The following is a 20,226-nucleotide window of genomic DNA, read 5'->3' as shown; positions in this document are numbered from 1 at the left end:
TAAATGATATATTACAGGGGGTTAAAAAATTCTTATGATGTAAAAGAGCTTGTTTATAATCTGGAGCAGAAATTATTTCATATAAAAACGTTAGGAAATTTTGATTTATTTGATTTATTCTCAACTTAAGGTTATAATAAGACCAAATTTAAAATTACTATGGAGTATTCATGCTAGTTACGGTACAATTCTAAAAAATTCACATTCTTCTAGGAGGAACAATGCAATATAAAAAACTGTTTATAATTCCTGTTATTGTACTTACTTTATTTTCTACTGGGTGCGTTGCACAACAAGGTGGAAATATGGCTAAAAAAGAAAGTTTCTATCCGAACATTAATGATTTCCCTTTTGAAATTTCTACTATATATAGTAACAAAAATAAAGAAAATTACCAAATTAAAATTATAAATAAGCAAAATCATAAAATTCAAATTATCGATGAAGGAAAGCCTTTTGAACATCCCAGAGCAACTGATCTATTAAAAATATTAGATTTAAATAATGATGGTTACGCTGATATTCTTTCAGTTGCTATTTATCCGTCTTTACAAAACATTAATAGAATCTATATTTTTGAACCTAAAACCCAACAGTTTGTAGAAAGAATGGAAGATATTTCTTATGAAGGAGAGATTAAAAGTTTAGGGAAAGGGTGTATTAAAGTAGAGTATATTACCCGTAATGGTTCGTATTATTTAGATCCTGAAAAATTTTGTTGGTCCAATGGAAAATGGAAATCAAGTAGCCATTAACATTACAGATAGAAATAGATATGGATAATCGTAATAATTTTAGCAATGAAAAATATTTAGCTGCCCGTAATCGTTTAGTAGAACGAAATGAGGACTTTATTAACAATATTTATTTAGATATTAAGGGACTTCCAACTGTTGGGATAGGCGTGTTGTTGGTTAATCGCCAAAAAGATAGAAGCTGGGAATTAAATTATTCTCGTGTAAATCTCCTTGCTGATATAGCAAATATTTCTGAGTTAGATAGGAAAAATTTAGTCTCTACTTTGGAAAAATATACAGATACCTTAGATAAGCATAGAGATGAAAAATATCAGACATTGGCATCTTTTAGAAAATCTAATTTTGGTAAGGAAGCGCAAGTTGTTTTAGGACCAATTTCATTTGGTAAAAATGGAAAATCATCTTCATGGGATATATTTACTTCAGAACAAAGTAAAATGAAATTTTTTTTGACACGAGAGCAAACCCTTGAGTTATATAATAAGATTTCCCCTGAATATGAAAATACATTAGATAATGAAATATTAAAAACTGTGAATTGTCCTCAAGAAGCATTATCGGAAGAGCAACGGGCAGGTTTATATTCTATGGTTTATCACGGTTCAACAGGCAAAGCGAGAAGAGTTGCTGATGCTATCGGTGATTATTGGCGAGGCGAAATTTCTGAAAACATGCTACGCTCGCGAATTGAAAAAAACGTTATGGATGCTAAATTTCCAATACGCTCTGAAAATGAACTTAAGTATATGGAAAAAATTAAGGAACGTCCCCAAAAGCATAGCATGGAAAAATCTGATACAAATCTTGCAGAATTAGATTTAAGTCCAACTGATAAACTCCAAGCTCTAATTCAAGGCTTTAAAAACGACAAAGATGGTACGTTCACAGCCAAAGCATTGGCTGATAATGCCGATGTGGTGGCAAATTTTAGAGATGAGTTGCGAGAGTCCTTAAAACAAAATCAGGCTCAAGAAGTTGCTCAAAATACTCCGCAAGTTCAAGAAGAGCGCAGCTATGGCGGTCGTTCGTTTGGTTAAATCCTTTCCAAATTTGAAGAATGCTAATGGCACGTTTTTTCCTTATTCTTTCAATAGATAGTTACGTATGAATAATAACGAACTTGAACAGGCACATAATCTTTTGCTTGAAACCGCCGAGGTAATGGTACAATTTAGGCAAAGTGCTCATCAGATTGTCCAAAATCTTGAGGATAAATTGGATAAATCACTTTACGATCAACGTAAGATGATTACAGAGATGGTACGCGCGGAAGTGACGAAAGAAATGTCAAATTCTGTGGCTGGTTATGTGCGTGACATGGAAAAGGCACGCAATCAAATGGCTGATCAAGTACGTGAATTCAATGTATATTTGAATAAGGTAAATGAAGAAAATCAGAAGATTTCTTCACGTTTGGTATGGGTTATTTCGCTTGCAATGGCAACATTGGTTATTGGTGGATTGGCATTATCTTTCTTTTATACAATGTTGATTGACCAAAAACGACAGGATGCAGATATGGTCGGTCGCATCAATAGAGCCAATATCGTGCGATGCGGCGATGAACTTTGTGCCAAGACAGGTAAAAGCGTAGAAAATGGCTATCGGGTTATTCAGCATAGATAGCTGAGGAACTAAAGGCCGTCTGAAAGATCAGGATAACTGGTTTTCAGACGGCCTTTGTTCTTATAATAGCGGTTTATTTTTTTACACACTCAGCAACGGAGTTTCCATGCAGTTTTCAGCATTCGGCGAAAAATTCACACAACACAGCGGTATTTTGCAGTTGATGGACGATTTGGGCGACGCGCTCAAAAGCGATAAGCCCGTCAATATGCTTGGCGGCGGCAATCCGGCAAAGATTGCTGAAGTCAATGCGGTGTTCGCCGATGTGTTCTCCAAGCTGGCGGCGGAACATGCTGTTGAGAATATCGGAAATTATTCCAATCCGCAGGGCGACGCGGCGCTGATTGCGGCTTTGACTGAGTTTCTCAACCGTGAATACGGCTGGAACCTGACGGCGGACAATATCGCGCTGACCAACGGTTCGCAGAACGCGTTTTTCTATTTGTTTAACCTGTTTGGCGGCAAATTCAATCTTTCAGACGGCCAAACGGCTGAGAAAGCCATTTTGCTGCCGCTGGCGCCTGAATATATAGGTTATGCCGACGTGCATGTCGAGGGGCAGCATTTTATTTCGGTAAAACCGAAAATCGAAAATGTCGAACACGAAGGCGAAGCGGGCTTTTTCAAATACCGCGTGGACTTTGACGCGCTGGAGAGCCTGTCTGAATTGAAAGAGGGCAAAATCGGTGCGATTTGCTGTTCGCGCCCGACCAACCCGACCGGCAATGTGTTGACCGACGGCGAGATGGCGCGTTTGGACGCTTTGGCGCAGGAACACGGGATTCCGCTGATTATCGACAACGCTTACGGAATGCCGTTTCCGAATATTATTTACAGCGATGTGACGCTCAACTGGCACGAAAACATCATCCTCTGCTTCAGCCTTTCTAAAATCGGCCTGCCCGGCGTGCGTACCGGCATTATTGTCGCCGCACCCGAAGTCGTCAAAGCCGTCAGCAGCCTGAACGCGATTGTGAACCTGTCGCCAACCCGTTTCGGCGCGGCGATTGCGGCTCCGCTGTTGAACGACGGCCGTCTGAAACAGCTGGCCGACCAAGTGATTCAGCCGTTTTACCGTCAGCAGGCGCAAACGGCGGTTTCCCTGCTCAAACGCGAATTGGGCGCGTATCCGTTGAAAATCCACAAGCCTGAAGGTGCGATTTTCTTGTGGCTTTGGTTTGAAAACCTGCCTGTTTCGTCGCAAACCTTGTACGAAATGCTCAAGGCCGAAGGCACGCTGATTATTCCGGGCGAGCATTTCTTTGTCGGCATTGATACGCAAGACTATCCGCACGCGCACGAGTGCATCCGCATGAGCATTGCGCAGGACGCGGAAACGCTGGAAAAAGGCATTGCCGCGTTTGGTCGCGTGGTCCGCGGTTTGTACGATAAAAAATAAATGCTTTGAATAGACAAAGGCCGTCTGAAACCTGAACAATCTGGTTTCAGACGGCCTTTTTGTCGGATTTAGATATGGTGGATAACCAGTTTTTTGCCTTCGTAATCGAGGACGTTGACGTCCATATCGAATAGGATTTTGATGTTTTCGGCGGTGAAAATATCGTTGGGCTTGCCCTGCATGGCGACTTGGCCGTTTTTCATGGCGACGACGTAATCGGCATAGGCGGCGGCCTGGTTGATGTCGTGCAGTACGACGACGGTGGTGCGTTTGTGTTCGTCGGTCAGCCGGCGCAGGATTTGCATGAGGGAGCGGGCATGATACATGTCGAGGTTGTTCAGCGGTTCGTCCAGCAAAACGTAGTCGGTACGCTGACAGAACACCATAGCAATCATGGCGCGTTGGCGTTGGCCGCCGGAAAGCTCGGTCAGGTAGCGATCGGCAAAGTCTTGCAGGTGGAACTCGGCAAGCGCTTCTTCGACGATGGTTTTGTCGTTTTCAGACGGCCTGCCTTGGTGGTAGGGATAGCGGCCGAACATGAGCAGGTCGCGCACGGTAATGCGGCTCATGATGCTGTTTTCTTGGGTGAGGATGGAAAGCGTGTGGGCGAGTTCGGCGGTGGGGGTGGTTTTGATGTCTTTGTCTGCGTAGCTGATGTCGCCGTGTACCAAGGGTTGCAGGCGCGCCATAAAGGAGAGGAGGGTGGACTTGCCAGCACCGTTCGGGCCGATTAGCGCGGTAATGCCGCCTTCGGGGATGTCGAGGCTGACGTCGTTGAGGATGGGGTTGCTGCCGATGGTGTGGCTGACGTTGCGGATGGTAATCATAGGCGGGTCCGAAAATGGGAAATTGGGGGTTTCAGACGGCCTTGAGTTTTAAGGCCGTCTGAAACTTATTGATTATGACGTTTTAGATTTCGTTGACGGTGACAAATTCGGGATTGTCGGCTTGGTCGATCAGGAAGGCGCGGACGCGTTCTTGCCAAAGCTCGCCGAATTGTTTGAGTTCGTCGGCACTTGCGTTGCCGCTGACGGCTTTGGGCATGATGTCGCGCATTTGCGGCGCAAAGGGTTGGAGCGCGGCGTTGAGGCTGACGGCAACGGTTTTGCCGGTATCGCGGCGGCGGAGCGCGAGTGTGCCGTTGATTTCGCCTGCACCAAAGGACAATAAATGGCGGCGGGCAAAGCGTCCGGCCGGGCCTACGCCGCCAAAGCCGGTTTCAGGTGCCGCGCCGGTAAGGAGTTGGACGACGGAAGCGGTCACGCCGGTCGTGCCCTCGTCACGCTCGCCCTGCATAAAGGCTTCAATGTCGCCGCGTTGCGGCAGCTCTGCGCCGTAAAGGGCTTTCAGGCCTTTGACCACCATCAGGTAGGCTCCGGCAACGGTTGGGCAGGAATGGCCGCACAGGCGCACGGCATCGGCGTAGTGGTAAGTGAGGATGCCGTTTTCGGCTGCGCCGAGGAAGTCGGCCAATGCGTCTTGGACGGTAATGGTCGGGGCATTATCGAAGAATGAAGGGAGGCGTTCTTGTGTCATGAGGGTTGTCCTTTATGGGTTTGCTTAGGCCGTCTGAAGGTTTCAGACGGCCTGAAACCTTTGCGGCATACTGTTTGCTGCGCTTTGAGCGGCATTTGTATTCAGTATTGCGGCAAAGGTTTCTGACTGAAACTGCGGTGTTATTTTAGGAGTATTTTTTTGTCCTGTATAAATTTTTCCGCCAGTTTTGTCGCACCGTGGGTGTTGAGGTGGTTGGTGTCAAAATATATCGGCAGGCCGTCTATGGTTTTGTCTGCCGGAATCGGCCCCATGATGTTGACCCAATGCACGGCAGGCCGCTGTTTGACGATGTTTTCTATGGTTTTGTTCGCTTCGGCGGAGCGGGCAATTTCCGCTTTTTTATGCTCGGAAACGTATTGCATGTCGATGCCGAGACGCTGTTTCAGGTAGTAATGGCGCAGGGGCAGTTGCGCGCTCATCGGCGTGTCGGCAAAGACGTAAACCTGCTTGCCCTGTTGGATCAGGGTGTCGAGCATTTTGCCGAAATGATCCGTAAAACCGGGCTTGTCGGTATGCAGGAACCAACGTTGCGAGATAAAGACCACCGGATAGTTTTCAACCTTTTGTGCGATAAAGCGGTTGTAAGGGTTGCAGCGGTTGGCACGTCGGTCGCTTTGCGGCAGAAGGAAGCCGAAGGCAACGCCGCAGCTGTTGGACGAAATAACATCGGCGGCAAAGCCTTCCTGTTTGCCCACCATATCGATAAAGGGCGTCAGGTGGGCGGCGTGGGAGTCGCCCATCAGCAGGACTTTGCTGCTTTGGTTTTCTGCGCCGACAGCGCAGTCGGTTTTGGTCAAGGTATCCGCGCAGATTTTACTTTCGTCAACCGTATATAGGTTTGCCTCGTATGCGGCCGGTTTGGCAGTCAGCAGGTATCCGGCGGCAGGAATCAGCAGGGCGAAATAGGCGGCGATTACCCCGATGAATTTCTTGGTGGTGAAATTCTTTATCCGTCGCGCCGGTGTTTCGACAAAGTAATAGGACAAAACGGACAAGCCCGATATCAGCACCACTGCCAATACAATCGCGGACATCGGCAAAGCGTTGTCCATGTAAACATAGCGCATGACGGCCAAGACCACCCAATGCCACAGATACAGCGAATAGGAAATCAAACCGATAAACACAACGGGCTTGAGGCTCAACAGTTTGGCGGTATTGAAGCCGTTTTGCGTTTGCAGGGTTTTGCCCGAGTAAATCAAGCCGCCAACCGCCGTACAGCACAGCAGCCGTTCGATATTGCCTTCGCCGGGCAACACGCCGTAAGGAAGCAGCAGCATGGCGGCAATCACCGCCATCATCGCCCAGCCGACCAGGGGCGTGCTGAAACGGTCGTTGGTTTGGGAGGGCGGAATAAAGGCAAAAAGCGCGCCGATCAGCAGCTCGTATGCGCGCACATAAGGCAGGAAATAAGGATCCATGCCGAAGGTGGGCAAAAAGACGGACAATAGGCTCAATACAATCAGCAAAAGGATGAATTGGCGGATGTTGCGCCCTTTGCTGAATCGGAAAAAAGCAGTCAGCAAAACTGGAAAAACAAAGTAAAACTGCTCTTCCAGCGATAAAGACCAAATGTGCTGTAAAGGTTTTTCCGCCGCATCGGCATCGAAATAGCCGCCGCGCCGTGCAAAAAACAGGTTGGCCGAAAACAGCAACGCAAACACTGCGGATTTGACGTATTGGCGCAGGTCAAACGACAAGAAAAAGATTGCGGCGGCCAAGCTCGTACACAGCAATACGCAGGAAAAAACAGGCAAAATGCGCTTCGCGCGGCGTTTGTAGAATTCTAAAAACGAAAAACTGCCGTTTTGCATTTCGCGGCTGATGATGGTGGTGATCAGATAGCCGGACAAAACGAAAAACATATCCACGCCGAGAAAACCGCCGGGCAGCCAAGCGGCGTCAATGTGGAAAATAATGACAGCCAAGACTGCCAAAGCCCGTATGCCGTCCAAGTCAGGACGGTATTTTAATGTCGTGCTCATTTTTTGTAATTCTAGTAAATCTAGTAATGTTTACTATGAGTACATGTCAGAAATTTAGTTTCATTTCAAGGGTTAAATATTTTGAAAACATGGATTTCAGACGGCCTGAATTTATTTTTGCGAGCGTTTGGGCACGTTTAATTTATTTCTTTTTCAACACCAAATATAAAAATACCAATCCGCCTGCAAATTCGACGACTACGCTCAATACGGCCTGCATGCCGAGGAAGTGTTCGAAGATGGTTTGCCCGCCGACCAATAGGATGCCGCCGACACAAAAAGTCATGGGCAGGCGGACGGAATGTTTGACCGACGGAGAAAAATGGTTGGCCAGCGCGGCAACCAGCAGGCCGAAAAAGCTTACTGGGCCGACAACGGCGGTGGCAGTCGCAACCAATGCGGCGATCCAGAGCAGCAGCCATAAGGTATTGCGCGTGTAGTTGATGCCCAAATTAATGGCCTGATTGCGGCCGAGCAAGTAAACATCGAGGCGGTGGCGTTCGCGCCAGATCACGGCGGCGCTGATGAGCAACACGATTGCGCCGATGCCCAACAATTCCGAGTGGACGGTATTGAAGGTGGCAAACATATTCGCCTGTGCGGCGGTAAATTCTTCGGGGTCAATCATGCGCGAAAGCAGCGATGACAGGCTGCGGAACAAAATCCCGAAAATCACGCCGATTAAAATCATGCGCGACAAATCGCGTCCGCCCTGTTTGATGAGCGTGTAGAACAGCAGTAGCGATCCGCCCATCATGACGACCAGTTCAAAGCCGAATTTACCCGTCAACGGCAGGGAAGCATAGCCCACGCCGCCGAGCGTAAACACCAGCAAGGTCTGCAAAAACACATACAGCGAATCGAAACCCAAAATCGAAGGGGTCAGAATCGGATTGTTGGTCAGCGTTTGGAAGAGTTGCGTGGACACGCCGACCGCATAGGCGACCATCAGCAGCGCGGCAAGCTTGGTCAGGCGCAGGTGCAAAACAAAGTCCCAATCGCCTTTGACGTTGAGCGTCATAAACAGGACGCAGGAAACCAGCAACAGCGCAAAGGCCACCCACAACGGACGGCTGCTTCCTGCCATAAAACCGATATTTTTTTCAGACGGCATGAGCAGGTTTCCTTAATAAAAGCCATAAAAACAAAGCCGTCCCCATCACTCCAAAAACCGTAGAGACCGGAATTTCAAACGGAAACACAATCACGCGTCCGACAATATCGCACAGCAATACCAAAGACGCGCCCAGCAAGGCCACTGCAGGCAGGCTTTGGCGCAGCTTGTCGCCCATCAGGCGGCTGATGATGTTCGGCACGACCAAGCCGATAAACGGAATATTGCCGACCGTCACGACCACTAAAGACGTAATCAGCGCCACAATAATCAGCCCCGACCACAGAATCGCCGTCCGGTTCAGCCCCAAGTTCACGCTTACTGTTTCGCCCAAACCCAAAATCGTCAGCTGGTCGGCAATCAAATAGGCAAACAAAGCCAAAATCCCCGTTGCCCACAACAGCTCATACCGCCCGAGCAACACGCCGGAAAAGTCGCCCTGTTGCCACACGCCGAGCATTTGCAGCATTTCGTTTTCATACGCGATAAAGGTGGCCACCGCCTCAATCACACCGCCGAAAATAATCCCGACCAAAGGCACCATCAGTTGCGCGGTCGGCGGCAGGCGGCGGATCAGCAGCATAAAGACCAACATCCCGATCAGCGCGGCAACGGCGGCAACCGACATTTTTGCCAGTAGCGGCGCGGCCGGAAGCAGCAGGGTCATCAGCAGCAAACCCAAAGCCGCGCTTTGACTTGCACCCACCATCGACGGTTCGACAAAACGGTTGCGCATCAAAATCTGCATAATCATGCCGGCCACCGCCATCGACGCACCCGTCAGCACAATCGCAAACGTGCGCGGCAGGCGGCTGATGAACATCACTTGCTGGCTGTCGGATAGCGAAAACAGGGCGGACCATTTGAATTCGGCCACGCCGACTGACAGGCTGACGGCAAACAATATCAGCAGCGCCACGCCGTTGATCGCATTTAAAAATGAAGGTTTGTGAAACATAAAATGGTTCGGAAAAAATAAGGCCGTCTGAAAGAAGGGTTAAGGTATTTGGCAAAAAAAGCAGGTTTGCCCATCATAAAAACAGATGCAAACAGGCAAAAATTGTCCATTTGCACCATGTATTTTCAGACGGCCTAAATCCAATGACTTCAGATCAAGCAACTTGACCATGTGAGTCATCAAACCGTTCAGGCCGTCTGAAAGAAGCGGGCGGCTATGCCCGCGCCGAATTACTTGGCCGCATTAAACGCATCGCTGACCTGTTTGGAAGCGTTCAGCAATTCTTGCGCGCCACCGGCCGCCAAATAAGTTTCAGGAACAAGGTAAACCACCTGTCCTTTTTTCCAGGCGGTCGTTTCGGCAACCAGCGGATTGTTCAACACATCTTTTGCCGCCTGACCTTCTTCGCCGATGGCCGCGCCGCGGTCCAAAACAAACAGCCAATCAGGGTTTTTCTCTTTCAGGTATTCAAAGCTGATAGGCTGGCCGTGGCTGCCTTCTTTAATCGATTCATCAACAGCGGGAACGCCGATGTCTTTATGCAACCAACCGCCCAAACGTGAGGAAGGGCCGAAAGCCGACATCTTACCGCCGTTGACCAATACCACCAAACCCTTGCCTTTGCCTTGCGCAGCAGTTTTCGCCGCTTCAAACGAAGCATCGATTTCCGCTTTCAGCTTGTCCGCTTCGGCCTGTTTGCCGAAGATTTGCCCCAGCGCATCGATGCGCTCTTTGGAACTTTCTTTCAGATTGGCGGTTTCGGCGGTCATTTCGATGGTCGGCGCAATCTCGTTCAACTTGTCAAACGCTTTGGCTGCACGGCTGCCGATAATGATGAGCTGCGGTTTGTAAGCGTTGAGTGCTTCGTAGTCAGGCTCAAACAGCGTGCCGGCAGGTTTGGTCGTTTTGAAATATTCGTCCAAGTAGGGCAGGCGGTTTTTGTCGATGGACAAACCGGTTTTCACGCCCAGTTTGTTTAAAGTATCGAGCATGCCCAAATCGTAAACGGCGATACGCTCCGGATTTTGCGGCACTTTTGCTTCACCGCGCGCCGTTTTAACGGTCAGGCTTGCACCTTCGGTTTGGGCGGCAGAAGCGGAAGCAGTTTGGGCTTGGTTGGACGCAGAATCTTTCGGTGAACACGCACCCAAAGCGAGGGTGCAGCATACGGCTAAAGCGGTCAAACGTAACATAGGGTTTCTCCGTGGTCGGAAATAAAGTAAATAGAAATGATAACTTGTATCGGATTATAAAGCTAGATGCCGTCTGAAAACTTTTGTTTTCAGACGGCCTTTTCAAGCTGATTGCTTAGAAGCGGTAGTTTACGCTCAAGCGGACATCGCGGCCTGGTTCAGGCAGAGAATTGGCACCTGCGCGCTGGCTGTGCGGCTTGTAGTTTTTATCAAAGACATTGTTGACGGAGAAGTTGACGTTCAAATCGTCTTTGCCTGTCGGTTTCCAGTTGGCGAAGATATCGTTGACGCCGTAGCCTGCACGGACGACATTCAGAGCCACATCAGAGCCGCGCGAGGTCGGAGCATAGCCTGCATTTTGGACATAACGTCCGCGCCAGCCGATTTCCAGATTCGGATTGTCGAATTGGTAAGAGAGACCGGTTGTCCATGTGCGTCCCATCGGGATGGCGGTCGTTACTTTGTCAGCGGTATCGCCATTCAGCTTCGGTTTGCTGTAGGCTACGCCTGCACGTGCGGTCAGACCTTTCCAGCGGTAGGCTGCGTTCAGTTCGTAACCTGTGTTTTTCAGCTTGCCGCCGTTATACCAGACGTTGTTTCGTCCTTCTTGACGGATGGCCTGTACATCTTTGATTTGCTGATGGAAATAGCTGCCGGAGAGCGTCAGGGCAGAATTCCAGTGGTAGTTAAAGCCGATTTCTGCATTTCGCGAGCGTTCTGCTTTCAAGTCAGGTGATGAAATAATCGGCCTGTTGTTTGCTAAAGCTGCTTCGTACAGGCGGGGGCTGCGGGTTGCATAGTTCAGGCTGGTGTTGATGGAAAAATCAGGGGTAATGTCATAAACCAGCCCGATGCTTGGATTGAGGTTGCCGTCTGAATTTTCTGTATTACTGCTGGTTTTCATTTTCCAGCGGTCATAGCGCAAACCTGTGGTCAGCGTAACCGGTGAGAAATCCCAAATGCCTTCTACATATACGCCGGCATCGCTTTTCTTCTCGCTGTTTTCTCCTTTTGAGCTGCTTTTTTGAGTGCGCCAGTTTACTCCGTATTTCAAGGTATGGCGGTCAAATAGACGGCTGTCGAGATTGAGGTTGGCTCCGTATGTCCGTACTTCGCCGTCCAATTCATAATCTGGACTGGGGACTTCATCACGTTTGGTATTCAAACGGTAAACATTGGCTTTGATTTTGTCAATAAAGCCCAAGTTTCCGCCTTTGAATTCCAAGTTGGTGGTGTCTTGGGTCAGCGTGCGGTAACGCGGCGAGTTGTTGGCGGTATTCGGAATACGGTTGCCGTTGGCATCCAAAACGTATTGACCTGTGCGGCGGTCGGTTTGGAAGACTTGCGAGAAATCGAACTCTTCGCGCAGGGCGCGTTCCCCATATTGTTTCTCTTGGCGGTGGCTTAATTCAATACGGTTGTCCTCGTTGAAACGATAGCCGATTTTGCCCAACAAGCCGCGTGAACCCAATCCACTGTTTAAAACCTTATCGCTTCCGAGCAGATTACGGTAACCTTTGCCTGCCGTGTATTCTTTGTCGCGTACGAAATTGCCTGAAACCAAAGCGTCAAAACCGCCTGCCTGACCGTAAATGCTTGCGCCGCGTGAATAGCCTTTATTGCTGCTGATGCCGGCATTGACTTTGAAACCGACGTTTTGACCTTCCCTCAGTAAATCTTTGGCTTCAACCGTTTCGGCAACAATTGCGCCGCTGGTTGCACCGATACCTGCAGAGGCCGAACCCGTACCTTTTTGCACGGCAACGACTTTTACCAATGTGGGGTCAAGCATAAAGCGGCCGTTGTGGTGGAAAATCTGGCTGTCGGTGTAGGTATCGTCAACTTTATAGTCTATTTGGTCTTGTCCCATGCCGCGGATGGTTACCCACTGCGACTGACCGTTGCCACCGCCGAAACTGATAGAGGGTTCGTTGAACAATACGTCTTTTAAATCAGTGGAAGTCGTTTCTTCCATACGTTTCGTCGTTACGCGGTGTGTGGCGCTTGTGGCCTGACCTTTGACGGTAACGGTATCAAGCACAACATTGTCTTTGGCTTCATTTTCTGCGTGTGCAAAACCGGCCGCCAGTGTCAGTGACAGCAGGCTCAGTCGGAACAGGGGCGTATTCATTGAGAAATGTCCTTAATAAAATGACAGTAATAAAAAATAAAAGCAAATAAAGAGAAATTATCTTTAAAATATGCAATTAAGAATAATCATCATTTATAATAATGCATATAAAAGAAACAGTTGTAAAGAGTTGTATTGAATTTGTTAAGGAAGTGAGTTGTTTTTAAACAAACTTTGCAGTTGGTATATCAGGCCGTCTAAAAAATATGTACTCGAACATTTTTGTGTATGAAAATATTTGGAAAGACTGCATAGAAATTTTTACTTTTTCCCTTGAATTTGTCGCAAACAACCCAAATCTACTCGCCATTACGGCAGGCTTTCTACTAAGTGTGCCGCTATTTTCAAGCAAACCGTGTCTGTCATGTCCGACAGACAATTGTTTTCAATCTATTTATTTATCGGAGCATTAAGACATGACCATCCGCCCTTTACACGACCGCGTAGTCGTCAAACGCTTAGAAGCTGAAGAAAAAACTGCCTCCGGCATCGTTTTGCCGGGTGCGGCTGCTGAAAAACCCGACATGGGCGAAGTAATCGCCGTGGGTGCGGGCAAAATCGGTAAAGACGGCGCGCGCCGTCCGCTGGATGTCAAAGTCGGCGACAAAGTGATCTTCGGCAAATACAGCGGCCAAACTGTAAAAGCCGACGGCGAAGAGCTGTTGGTAATGCGTGAAGAAGACATCTTCGGTATCGTTGAATAATTGTTGAATTAAGTTTCAGAACCAAAAGGCCGTCTGAATCAAATATGAAGTTTTCAGACGGCCTCAAACAGATTTTTAATATTGATTTGGAGAATTTAAATGGCAGCAAAAGACGTACAATTCGGCAATGAAGTTCGCCAAAAAATGGTAAACGGCGTCAATGTATTGGCAAACGCCGTACGCGTAACTTTGGGCCCTAAAGGCCGCAACGTGGTGCTCGACCGCGCTTTCGGCGGCCCGCACATCACTAAAGACGGTGTGTCTGTTGCAAAAGAAATCGAATTGAAAGACAAATTCGAAAACATGGGCGCGCAAATGGTGAAAGAAGTTGCGTCCAAAACCAACGACGTAGCCGGCGACGGTACCACTACTGCAACCGTATTGGCGCAATCCATCGTTGCCGAAGGCATGAAATACGTTACCGCCGGCATGAATCCGACCGACCTGAAACGCGGTATCGACAAAGCCGTTGCCGCTTTGGTTGACGAGCTGAAAAACATCGCCAAACCTTGCGATACTTCTAAAGAAATCGCCCAAGTCGGCTCTATTTCTGCCAATTCTGACGAACAAGTCGGCGCGATTATCGCCGAAGCGATGGAAAAAGTCGGCAAAGAAGGCGTGATTACCGTTGAAGACGGCAAGTCTTTGGAAAACGAGCTGGACGTAGTTGAAGGTATGCAGTTCGACCGCGGCTACCTGTCTCCTTACTTCATTAACGATGCTGAAAAACAAATCGCTGCTTTGGACAATCCGTTTGTATTGTTGTTCGACAAAAAAATCAGCAACATCCGCGACTTGTTGCCTGTTTTGGAACAAGTGGCCAAAGCCAGCCGTCCGCTGTTGATTATCGCTGAAGATGTAGAAGGCGAAGCCTTGGCGACTTTGGTGGTGAACAACATCCGCGGTATTCTGAAAACCGTTGCCGTTAAAGCCCCTGGCTTCGGCGACCGCCGCAAAGCCATGTTGCAAGACATCGCCATCCTGACCGGCGGCGTGGTGATTTCCGAAGAAGTCGGCCTGTCTCTGGAAAAAGCAACTTTGGATGACTTGGGTCAAGCCAAACGCATCGAAATCGGTAAAGAAAACACCACCATCATCGACGGCTTCGGCGACGCAGCCCAAATCGAAGCGCGTGTTGCTGAAATCCGCCAACAAATCGAAACCGCAACCAGCGAATACGACAAAGAAAAACTGCAAGAGCGCGTGGCTAAATTGGCCGGCGGTGTGGCAGTGATCAAAGTCGGTGCTGCTACTGAAGTGGAAATGAAAGAGAAAAAAGACCGCGTGGAAGACGCGCTGCACGCTACCCGCGCAGCCGTTGAAGAAGGCGTGGTTGCCGGCGGCGGCGTAGCCTTGTTGCGCGCCCGTGCCGCTTTGGAAAACCTGCACACCGGCAATGCCGACCAAGACGCAGGCGTACAAATCGTATTGCGCGCCGTTGAGTCTCCTCTGCGCCAAATCGTTGCCAACGCAGGCGGCGAACCTAGCGTGGTTGTGAACAAAGTATTGGAAGGCAAAGGCAACTATGGTTACAACGCAGGTTCCGGCGAATACGGCGACATGATCGAAATGGGCGTACTCGACCCTGCCAAAGTAACCCGTTCTGCGCTGCAACACGCTGCATCTATCGCCGGCCTGATGCTGACCACAGACTGCATGATCGCTGAAATCCCTGAAGAAAAACCTGCTATGCCTGATATGGGCGGCATGGGTGGTATGGGCGGCATGATGTAAGGCCGTCTGAAACCTTCAGACAAAAAAGCAAAACCGCACGGCAAGCAGCCGTGCGGTTTTTTATTTGCCAGCAAGAAGCGTGAGATGGTGAGGGGTACGCCATGATTTACAGAGAAATAAGGGCAGCCAGTTCTATTGAATCTGAAGAAATCAAATAAACTTCATCATAAAAAAGGCCGTCTGAAACTTTATTTTGCGTTTCAGACGGCCTGATTAATGATCTAAACCGTTACTTTTTGCTTGAACGACTGTATCGGACAGTTTGAGACAAGATTTCTTCAATTTCTATCCACATAATACCTACTTACAGTAAACCAGGTTGACCTAAAGCCGGGTCGTTAGCTCGTGCCGCTTGAGCATCTTCGACAGTCAGTCCAAGGGCTTTGGCTACGCCTTCGCCGTATGCCGGGTCGCAACGGTAGCAGTTGCGGATATGGCGGTATTTGATGAAGTCTGGTGCATCGCCCATGGCTGCGGCGGTATTGTCGAACAAAGCCTGTTTCTGCGCGTCGTTCATCAAGTTAAACAAGGCGCGCGGTTGGCTGAAATAGTCGTCATCGTCTTGGCGGTAGTCCCAATGTGCCGCGTCGCCGTTGATTTTCAAGGGCGGTTCGGCGAAGTCGGGTTGTTGCTGCCATTTGCCGAAGCTGTTGGGTTCGTAGTGCGGCAGACTGCCATAGTTGCCGTCGGCGCGGCCTTGTCCATCGCGCTGATTGCTGTGAACAGGGCAACGTGGGCGGTTGACAGGGATTTGGCGGAAGTTTACGCCCAAGCGGTAGCGCTGCGCATCAGCGTAATTGAACAAACGCGCTTGCAGCATTTTGTCGGGGCTGGCGCCGATACCGGGAACGAGGTTGCTCGGTGCGAAGGCGGATTGTTCCACATCGGCGAAGAAGTTTTCGGGATTGCGGTTCAACTCGAATTCGCCCACTTCAATCAGCGGATAGTCTTTTTTCGGCCAAACTTTGGTCAAGTCAAACGGATGATAAGGCACTTTTTCCGCATCGGCTTCAGGCATGACTTGGATGTACATCGTCCATTTTGGAAACTCGCCGCGCTCGATGGCTTCGTACAGATCGCGCTGGTGGCTTTCGCGGTCGTCGGCGATGATTTTTGCGGCTTCTTCGTTGGTTAGGTTTTTAATGCCTTGCTGGCTGCGGAAATGGAATTTCACCCAAAAACGCTCGCCCGCTTCGTTCCAGAAGCTGTAAGTATGCGAACCAAAGCCGTGCATATGGCGGTAGCTGGCTGGGATACCGCGGTCGCTCATGACGATGGTGACTTGGTGCAGGGCTTCGGGCAGCAGCGTCCAGAAGTCCCAGTTGTTCGTAGCAGAGCGCATATTGGTGCGTGGGTCGCGTTTGACGGCTTTGTTCAGATCGGGGAATTTACGCGGGTCGCGCAGGAAGAACACGGGCGTGTTGTTGCCGACCATATCCCAGTTGCCTTCTTCGGTATAGAACTTCAGCGCAAAGCCGCGGATGTCGCGTTCCGCATCGGCTGCGCCGCGCTCGCCTGCCACGGTGGTGAAACGGGCGAACATTTCGGTTTTCTTACCGACTTCGCTGAAGATTTTGGCGCGGGTGTATTTTGTGATGTCGTGCGTCACGGTAAACGTACCGAATGCGCCCGAACCTTTGGCGTGCATACGGCGTTCGGGGATGACTTCGCGCACGAAGTCGGCGAGTTTTTCATTCAGCCATAAGTCCTGCGCCAGCAATGGGCCGCGTGGGCCTGCGGTCAGGCTGTTTTGATTGTCGGCAACGGGCGCGCCGTTGTTCATGGTCAGGTGGGTAACAGGGCATTTGGAGGTAGTCATGATGGTTTCCTTTGCAAAATGGTCAGTGATTTATAAAACGATTTGCCGAAAAGCATATTCGTAGCCGGTTTCTTGGCATTCATAAATTTCTTGTATCGACATTTGTTTTTCCTTTTACTTAAGCTATGAAAAGGACTATACAGAAAGGTTTTGACTATTGGAACTATGACTTCAATTTAATATTGTTATTATTAATTGAGATTTTATTTTTGTTAGATTTTTATTATCGAATAAACATGTTAAACAAAAAGGTCGTCTGAAACTGTTTTCAGACGACCTTTTTGTATCTCCGTTCGCATTAAAGCTTGCGCATCATCATCATGAAATATGCGCCGCCTATGAGCGTGGCCATCATTCCGGCGGGGACTTCGTAAGGGAACATTATCTGCCTGCCCAGCCAGTCGGCCGTCATCATAACCGATGCGCCGATGAGTGCGGCGGCGGCAAGCTGCTGTCCGGGCAGACGCGCGCCGAGCATACGGGCAAGGTGGGGGGCAAGCAGGCCGACGAAGCTCAAGGGACCGATAAGCAGGGTGGCGGCGGCAGTCAGTGCCGCGCTTGAGGCGATCAGCACCATCCGTGCAAGGGAGACGTTGACGCCGGTGGATTGGGCGACATCGGCGTTCAGGCTGAGCAGGCCCAGCCAGCGTTGCAGGGGAAGGATGAGCAGGAGCGAAGCGGCGGCGAGGAGGCTGACGATGAGGGCGGATTCGGGCGTTGCCTGATAGGTCGAGCCGGACATCCATACCAATAGCTGTTGTACGCGGTAGTCGCCGCTTGCCGTCCAAATGCGGATGGCGGCATCGGCAAGGGCGGCGATGGCCATGCCGGTGAGCAGGACTTTTTCGGGAGTCAGCCCGTTTTTGCGGTTGAACAGCATCAACAGTCCCAAGGATGCCAGTGCGGAAATCACTCCGACCAGCCAAAACCAGCCGCTGCCCGAAGTGATGCCGAACAGCATGACGCAGGCCATCGCGCCGAATGCCGTGCCGGAACTGATGCCCAAAAGCTCGGGGCCTGCCATCGGATTTTGCGTCAGCCTTTGCAGCATCACGCCGGTCAGCGCGAGCATGGTGCCAGTGGCGGCGGCAAGCATCACGCGCGGACAGCGGAATACGAAATATTCGGGGTCTATGGTCAGGCGCAGGGTTTCATCGTAGCGTCCGACGGTCAGGGCCAATACCGCTGCGGCAATGGCAATCAGCGGCAGCAGGCGCAACAGGCGCGAGGTATGCAGCGCGGCAGGCGCGGTGTCGGAGGCCGTCTGAAAAGAAGGACGGGACGGGGTTTTCATCATCAGCCACAGCAGAAGCGGCGCGCCGATGAGTGCCGTTACTGCACCGGCAGGCAGGTCTATGCCGCGATAGTGCTTCAGCAGCATCAGGCTGTTGTCAGTCAGCATCAAAAGCAGTGCGCCGATGATGAAGGAACAGATCAGGCGCATGGGCAGTGTGCGCACGCCCGTCTGCCGTACCAGCGTGGCCGCCGCCAGTCCGGCAAAGCCCATCATGCCGACGAAGCCGACCACGCTTGCGCCCAAAAAGGCCGCCGCTGCCAACGAGAGCAGGCGGATTTTTTTGACAGGGATGCCCACCGCTTCCGCCTGCGTGTCGCCCAGGCTCATGATGGTCAGCGGTTTGATCAGAAAGGCTGTAAACAGGGCGGTTGCGGCGACGCGCCACAAAAGTCCCAGCGTGTCGCGCCAACTGTCCTGCACCAGCGAGCCGCTGCCCCACTGCATCACGCCGCGCGTCTCTTCGCTGAAAAACAGCATCACAATGCCCGTCAGTGAGCCGAGATAGAGGCTGACCACCAGGCCTGCCAGCACGACGGTAAGCGGTTGCAGGCCGCGCCGGGACGACAGCCACAAGACTGCGCCCAAGGCCACCGCCGCACCGGCAAACGCCACGGCGGACGTGCCGTAGGAGAGGAAGGAGGGGGCGAATACGGTTGCCGCCACCAGTGCCGTCTGTGCGCCGCTGCTGACTGCCAGCGTGCCGTCAGAGGCGAGCGGATTGCGCATCAGCTGCTGCATCAGCATGGTTGCCGCCGCCGTACTGCCGCCGGCGAGCAGCGCCATCGCCATACGCGGCAGGGTATTGTTCTGCACCATCAGTGCGTCCAGGGGCAGGGTATCGGGGCAGTCGAAAATCCGCAGCCACGGCAGCGTCCATTCCAGCTTCAAGATCCACCATGCCGTCAGCGCACACAAAAGAAGCAGCAGGACGGCAAGTGGGGGCAGGGGTCGTCTGAACATATTTACCATGCGGCCTCCTTGTTTGCGGATGCCGTTTCAGACGGCATCGAACGCATCAGTTGCAAAGTGAAGTGTTGCATGGAGGGTAGTGCGCCGTAGCTCCACGACGGTTCGAAAATACGGCGGTTTTCCGGCCTGCTAAACGGCAGTCTTTTCCAAAGCGTGCTTTTTTCCAATACCGGCCGCGTATTTTGCGGATGCGGTTTGACGATAATCAGCACCGTATCCGGCGGCAGCTTGGCCAAGTCCACCAGCGTGATGTTTTCAAACCCCCATTCGTTGCTCTTGCCCGTCCATGCGTTTTTCAGCCCCAGCTTGTCGAAAACGACCTGAAAGAGCGAAGTTTTGCTGTAAATCCGCAAATGCCGGCCGTCGGCAAACTGGACGGCCGCAAAGGGGCGGTTGCGGTAGGGGGCGAGTACGGGACGGGCGCGGGCGAACAGGTTTTCCGTGTCGCGTATCAGCTTTTCGGCAGCCGGCGTATCGCCGATAAGCCTGCCCAGTTTGCGCGTCGTATCCAGCGTGTGCGCGTATTCGATGCCTTTTGGGGTACCGAAATCCAGCTCGTGTACCGGCGCGATTTTTTCAAATTGCGGCTTGGCGGCGGCATACCATGAAGATTGTACGAAGAAATCGGGTTTGATCTGATAGAGCCTCTCCAGGTTCGGCTGGAAGCGCAAACCTGCCTCTTTCGCCGAGGCAGGCAGCGGCGGATAGTTTACCCAGGTATCGTAAACCCTTCTGTCGGCGACACCGACGGGCGGATGCCCCATCGCCGTCAGCGTTTCGGTTATCGTCCAGTCCGAAGTCGCCACACGCGGTGCGGCATGGGAAAAAACGGCAAACAGCGCGGCGGCGGTGAGAAACAGCCGTGCGGCAAAGTGGGGGAGGTCGTCTGAAAAGCGGTGGGACATTTGTTCGGCAGTCTTTCGGGGGTTGGGGTCAAGGTCGTCTGAAAAATGTGGGTCGGATTCTCGAATCCGATATTTTC

16 protein-coding genes are annotated in these 20,226 nt (G+C 50.7%); 6 read left to right on the top strand and 10 right to left on the bottom strand.

All coding sequences use genetic code 11. The annotated features are described in order from the left end of the window. Positions 1–221 precede the first annotated feature (221 nt). The 4 genes from ACTHTS_RS09625 to ACTHTS_RS09610 all read left to right on the top strand — a co-directional run bounded on the left by ACTHTS_RS09625 (position 222) and on the right by ACTHTS_RS09610 (position 3,783). A complete protein-coding gene (locus tag ACTHTS_RS09625; RefSeq protein WP_295863865.1) occupies positions 222–755 on the top strand; it encodes a hypothetical protein in 534 nt (177 codons plus the stop codon). A 20-nt stretch (positions 756–775) separates the two neighbouring features. Further along, positions 776–1,795, top strand: coding sequence for a hypothetical protein (locus ACTHTS_RS09620; protein WP_440369896.1), 1,020 nt, complete (start codon positions 776–778; stop codon positions 1,793–1,795). Between the two features lie 67 nt (positions 1,796–1,862). Further along, positions 1,863–2,384, top strand: coding sequence for a lytic enzyme (locus ACTHTS_RS09615; protein ID WP_440369895.1), 522 nt, complete (start codon positions 1,863–1,865; stop codon positions 2,382–2,384). Positions 2,385–2,490: 106 nt separating this feature from the next. Next, a complete protein-coding gene (locus ACTHTS_RS09610) occupies positions 2,491–3,783 on the top strand; it encodes a valine--pyruvate transaminase (RefSeq protein ID WP_440369894.1) in 1,293 nt (430 codons plus the stop codon). A 68-nt stretch (positions 3,784–3,851) separates the two neighbouring features. Here ACTHTS_RS09610 and ACTHTS_RS09605 read toward each other — a convergent pair whose 3' ends face one another. From ACTHTS_RS09605 to ACTHTS_RS09575, 7 genes are all read right to left on the bottom strand, one after another. Further along, positions 3,852–4,610, bottom strand: a complete 759-nt coding sequence (locus ACTHTS_RS09605; protein ID WP_440369893.1) for an iron ABC transporter ATP-binding protein — start codon at positions 4,608–4,610, stop codon at positions 3,852–3,854. Between the two features lie 82 nt (positions 4,611–4,692). Beyond that, complete coding sequence (locus ACTHTS_RS09600) at positions 4,693–5,319, bottom strand: FmdE family protein (protein ID WP_440369892.1); 627 nt, start codon at positions 5,317–5,319, stop codon at positions 4,693–4,695. Between the two features lie 140 nt (positions 5,320–5,459). Further along, positions 5,460–7,325, bottom strand: a complete 1,866-nt coding sequence (locus ACTHTS_RS09595) for an acyltransferase family protein (RefSeq protein ID WP_440369891.1) — start codon at positions 7,323–7,325, stop codon at positions 5,460–5,462. Positions 7,326–7,467: 142 nt separating this feature from the next. After that, a complete protein-coding gene (locus ACTHTS_RS09590) occupies positions 7,468–8,439 on the bottom strand; it encodes an iron chelate uptake ABC transporter family permease subunit (protein ID WP_063068312.1) in 972 nt (323 codons plus the stop codon). Next, positions 8,429–9,397, bottom strand: a complete 969-nt coding sequence (locus ACTHTS_RS09585; RefSeq protein WP_049333632.1) for an ABC transporter permease — start codon at positions 9,395–9,397, stop codon at positions 8,429–8,431. The genes ACTHTS_RS09590 and ACTHTS_RS09585 overlap by 11 nt, the downstream gene beginning before the upstream one ends. 230 nt (positions 9,398–9,627) lie before the next feature. Then, a complete protein-coding gene (locus tag ACTHTS_RS09580; protein WP_440369890.1) occupies positions 9,628–10,590 on the bottom strand; it encodes a siderophore ABC transporter substrate-binding protein in 963 nt (320 codons plus the stop codon). 115 nt (positions 10,591–10,705) lie between these two features. Then, positions 10,706–12,721: a TonB-dependent receptor domain-containing protein gene (locus ACTHTS_RS09575; RefSeq protein ID WP_440369889.1), complete on the bottom strand. Its 2,016-nt coding sequence runs from the start codon at positions 12,719–12,721 to the stop codon at positions 10,706–10,708. Positions 12,722–13,137: 416 nt separating this feature from the next. On the opposite strand from ACTHTS_RS09575, the gene groES reads away from it, so the two are divergent. Further along, positions 13,138–13,425, top strand: a complete 288-nt coding sequence (gene groES, locus ACTHTS_RS09570) for a co-chaperone GroES (RefSeq protein WP_003744509.1) — start codon at positions 13,138–13,140, stop codon at positions 13,423–13,425. Positions 13,426–13,524: 99 nt separating this feature from the next. Beyond that, positions 13,525–15,159: a chaperonin GroEL gene (gene groL / locus ACTHTS_RS09565; protein ID WP_049322649.1), complete on the top strand. Its 1,635-nt coding sequence runs from the start codon at positions 13,525–13,527 to the stop codon at positions 15,157–15,159. Between the two features lie 304 nt (positions 15,160–15,463). On the opposite strand, the gene katA is transcribed toward groL, so the two are convergent. From katA to ACTHTS_RS09550, 3 genes are all read right to left on the bottom strand, one after another. Beyond that, the gene (gene katA, locus ACTHTS_RS09560; protein WP_440369888.1) at positions 15,464–16,978 is read right to left on the bottom strand and encodes a catalase KatA; all 1,515 of its coding nucleotides are present in this window, start codon (positions 16,976–16,978) and stop codon (positions 15,464–15,466) included. Positions 16,979–17,276: 298 nt separating this feature from the next. Next, positions 17,277–19,244, bottom strand: a complete 1,968-nt coding sequence (gene fhuB / locus ACTHTS_RS09555) for a Fe(3+)-hydroxamate ABC transporter permease FhuB (protein ID WP_440369887.1) — start codon at positions 19,242–19,244, stop codon at positions 17,277–17,279. Then, the gene (locus ACTHTS_RS09550; protein ID WP_150537152.1) at positions 19,238–20,149 is read right to left on the bottom strand and encodes an iron-siderophore ABC transporter substrate-binding protein; all 912 of its coding nucleotides are present in this window, start codon (positions 20,147–20,149) and stop codon (positions 19,238–19,240) included. Before ACTHTS_RS09550 ends, fhuB begins: the two co-directional genes overlap by 7 nt. Positions 20,150–20,226 lie beyond the last annotated feature (77 nt).

This window comes from Neisseria sp. P0019.S003, assembly GCF_051957115.1.
Taxonomy (GTDB): domain Bacteria; phylum Pseudomonadota; class Gammaproteobacteria; order Burkholderiales; family Neisseriaceae; genus Neisseria; species Neisseria flavescens_D.
Note: the sequence above shows the minus strand (reverse complement) of the source record. Positions and strands in the feature narration are given on the sequence as shown.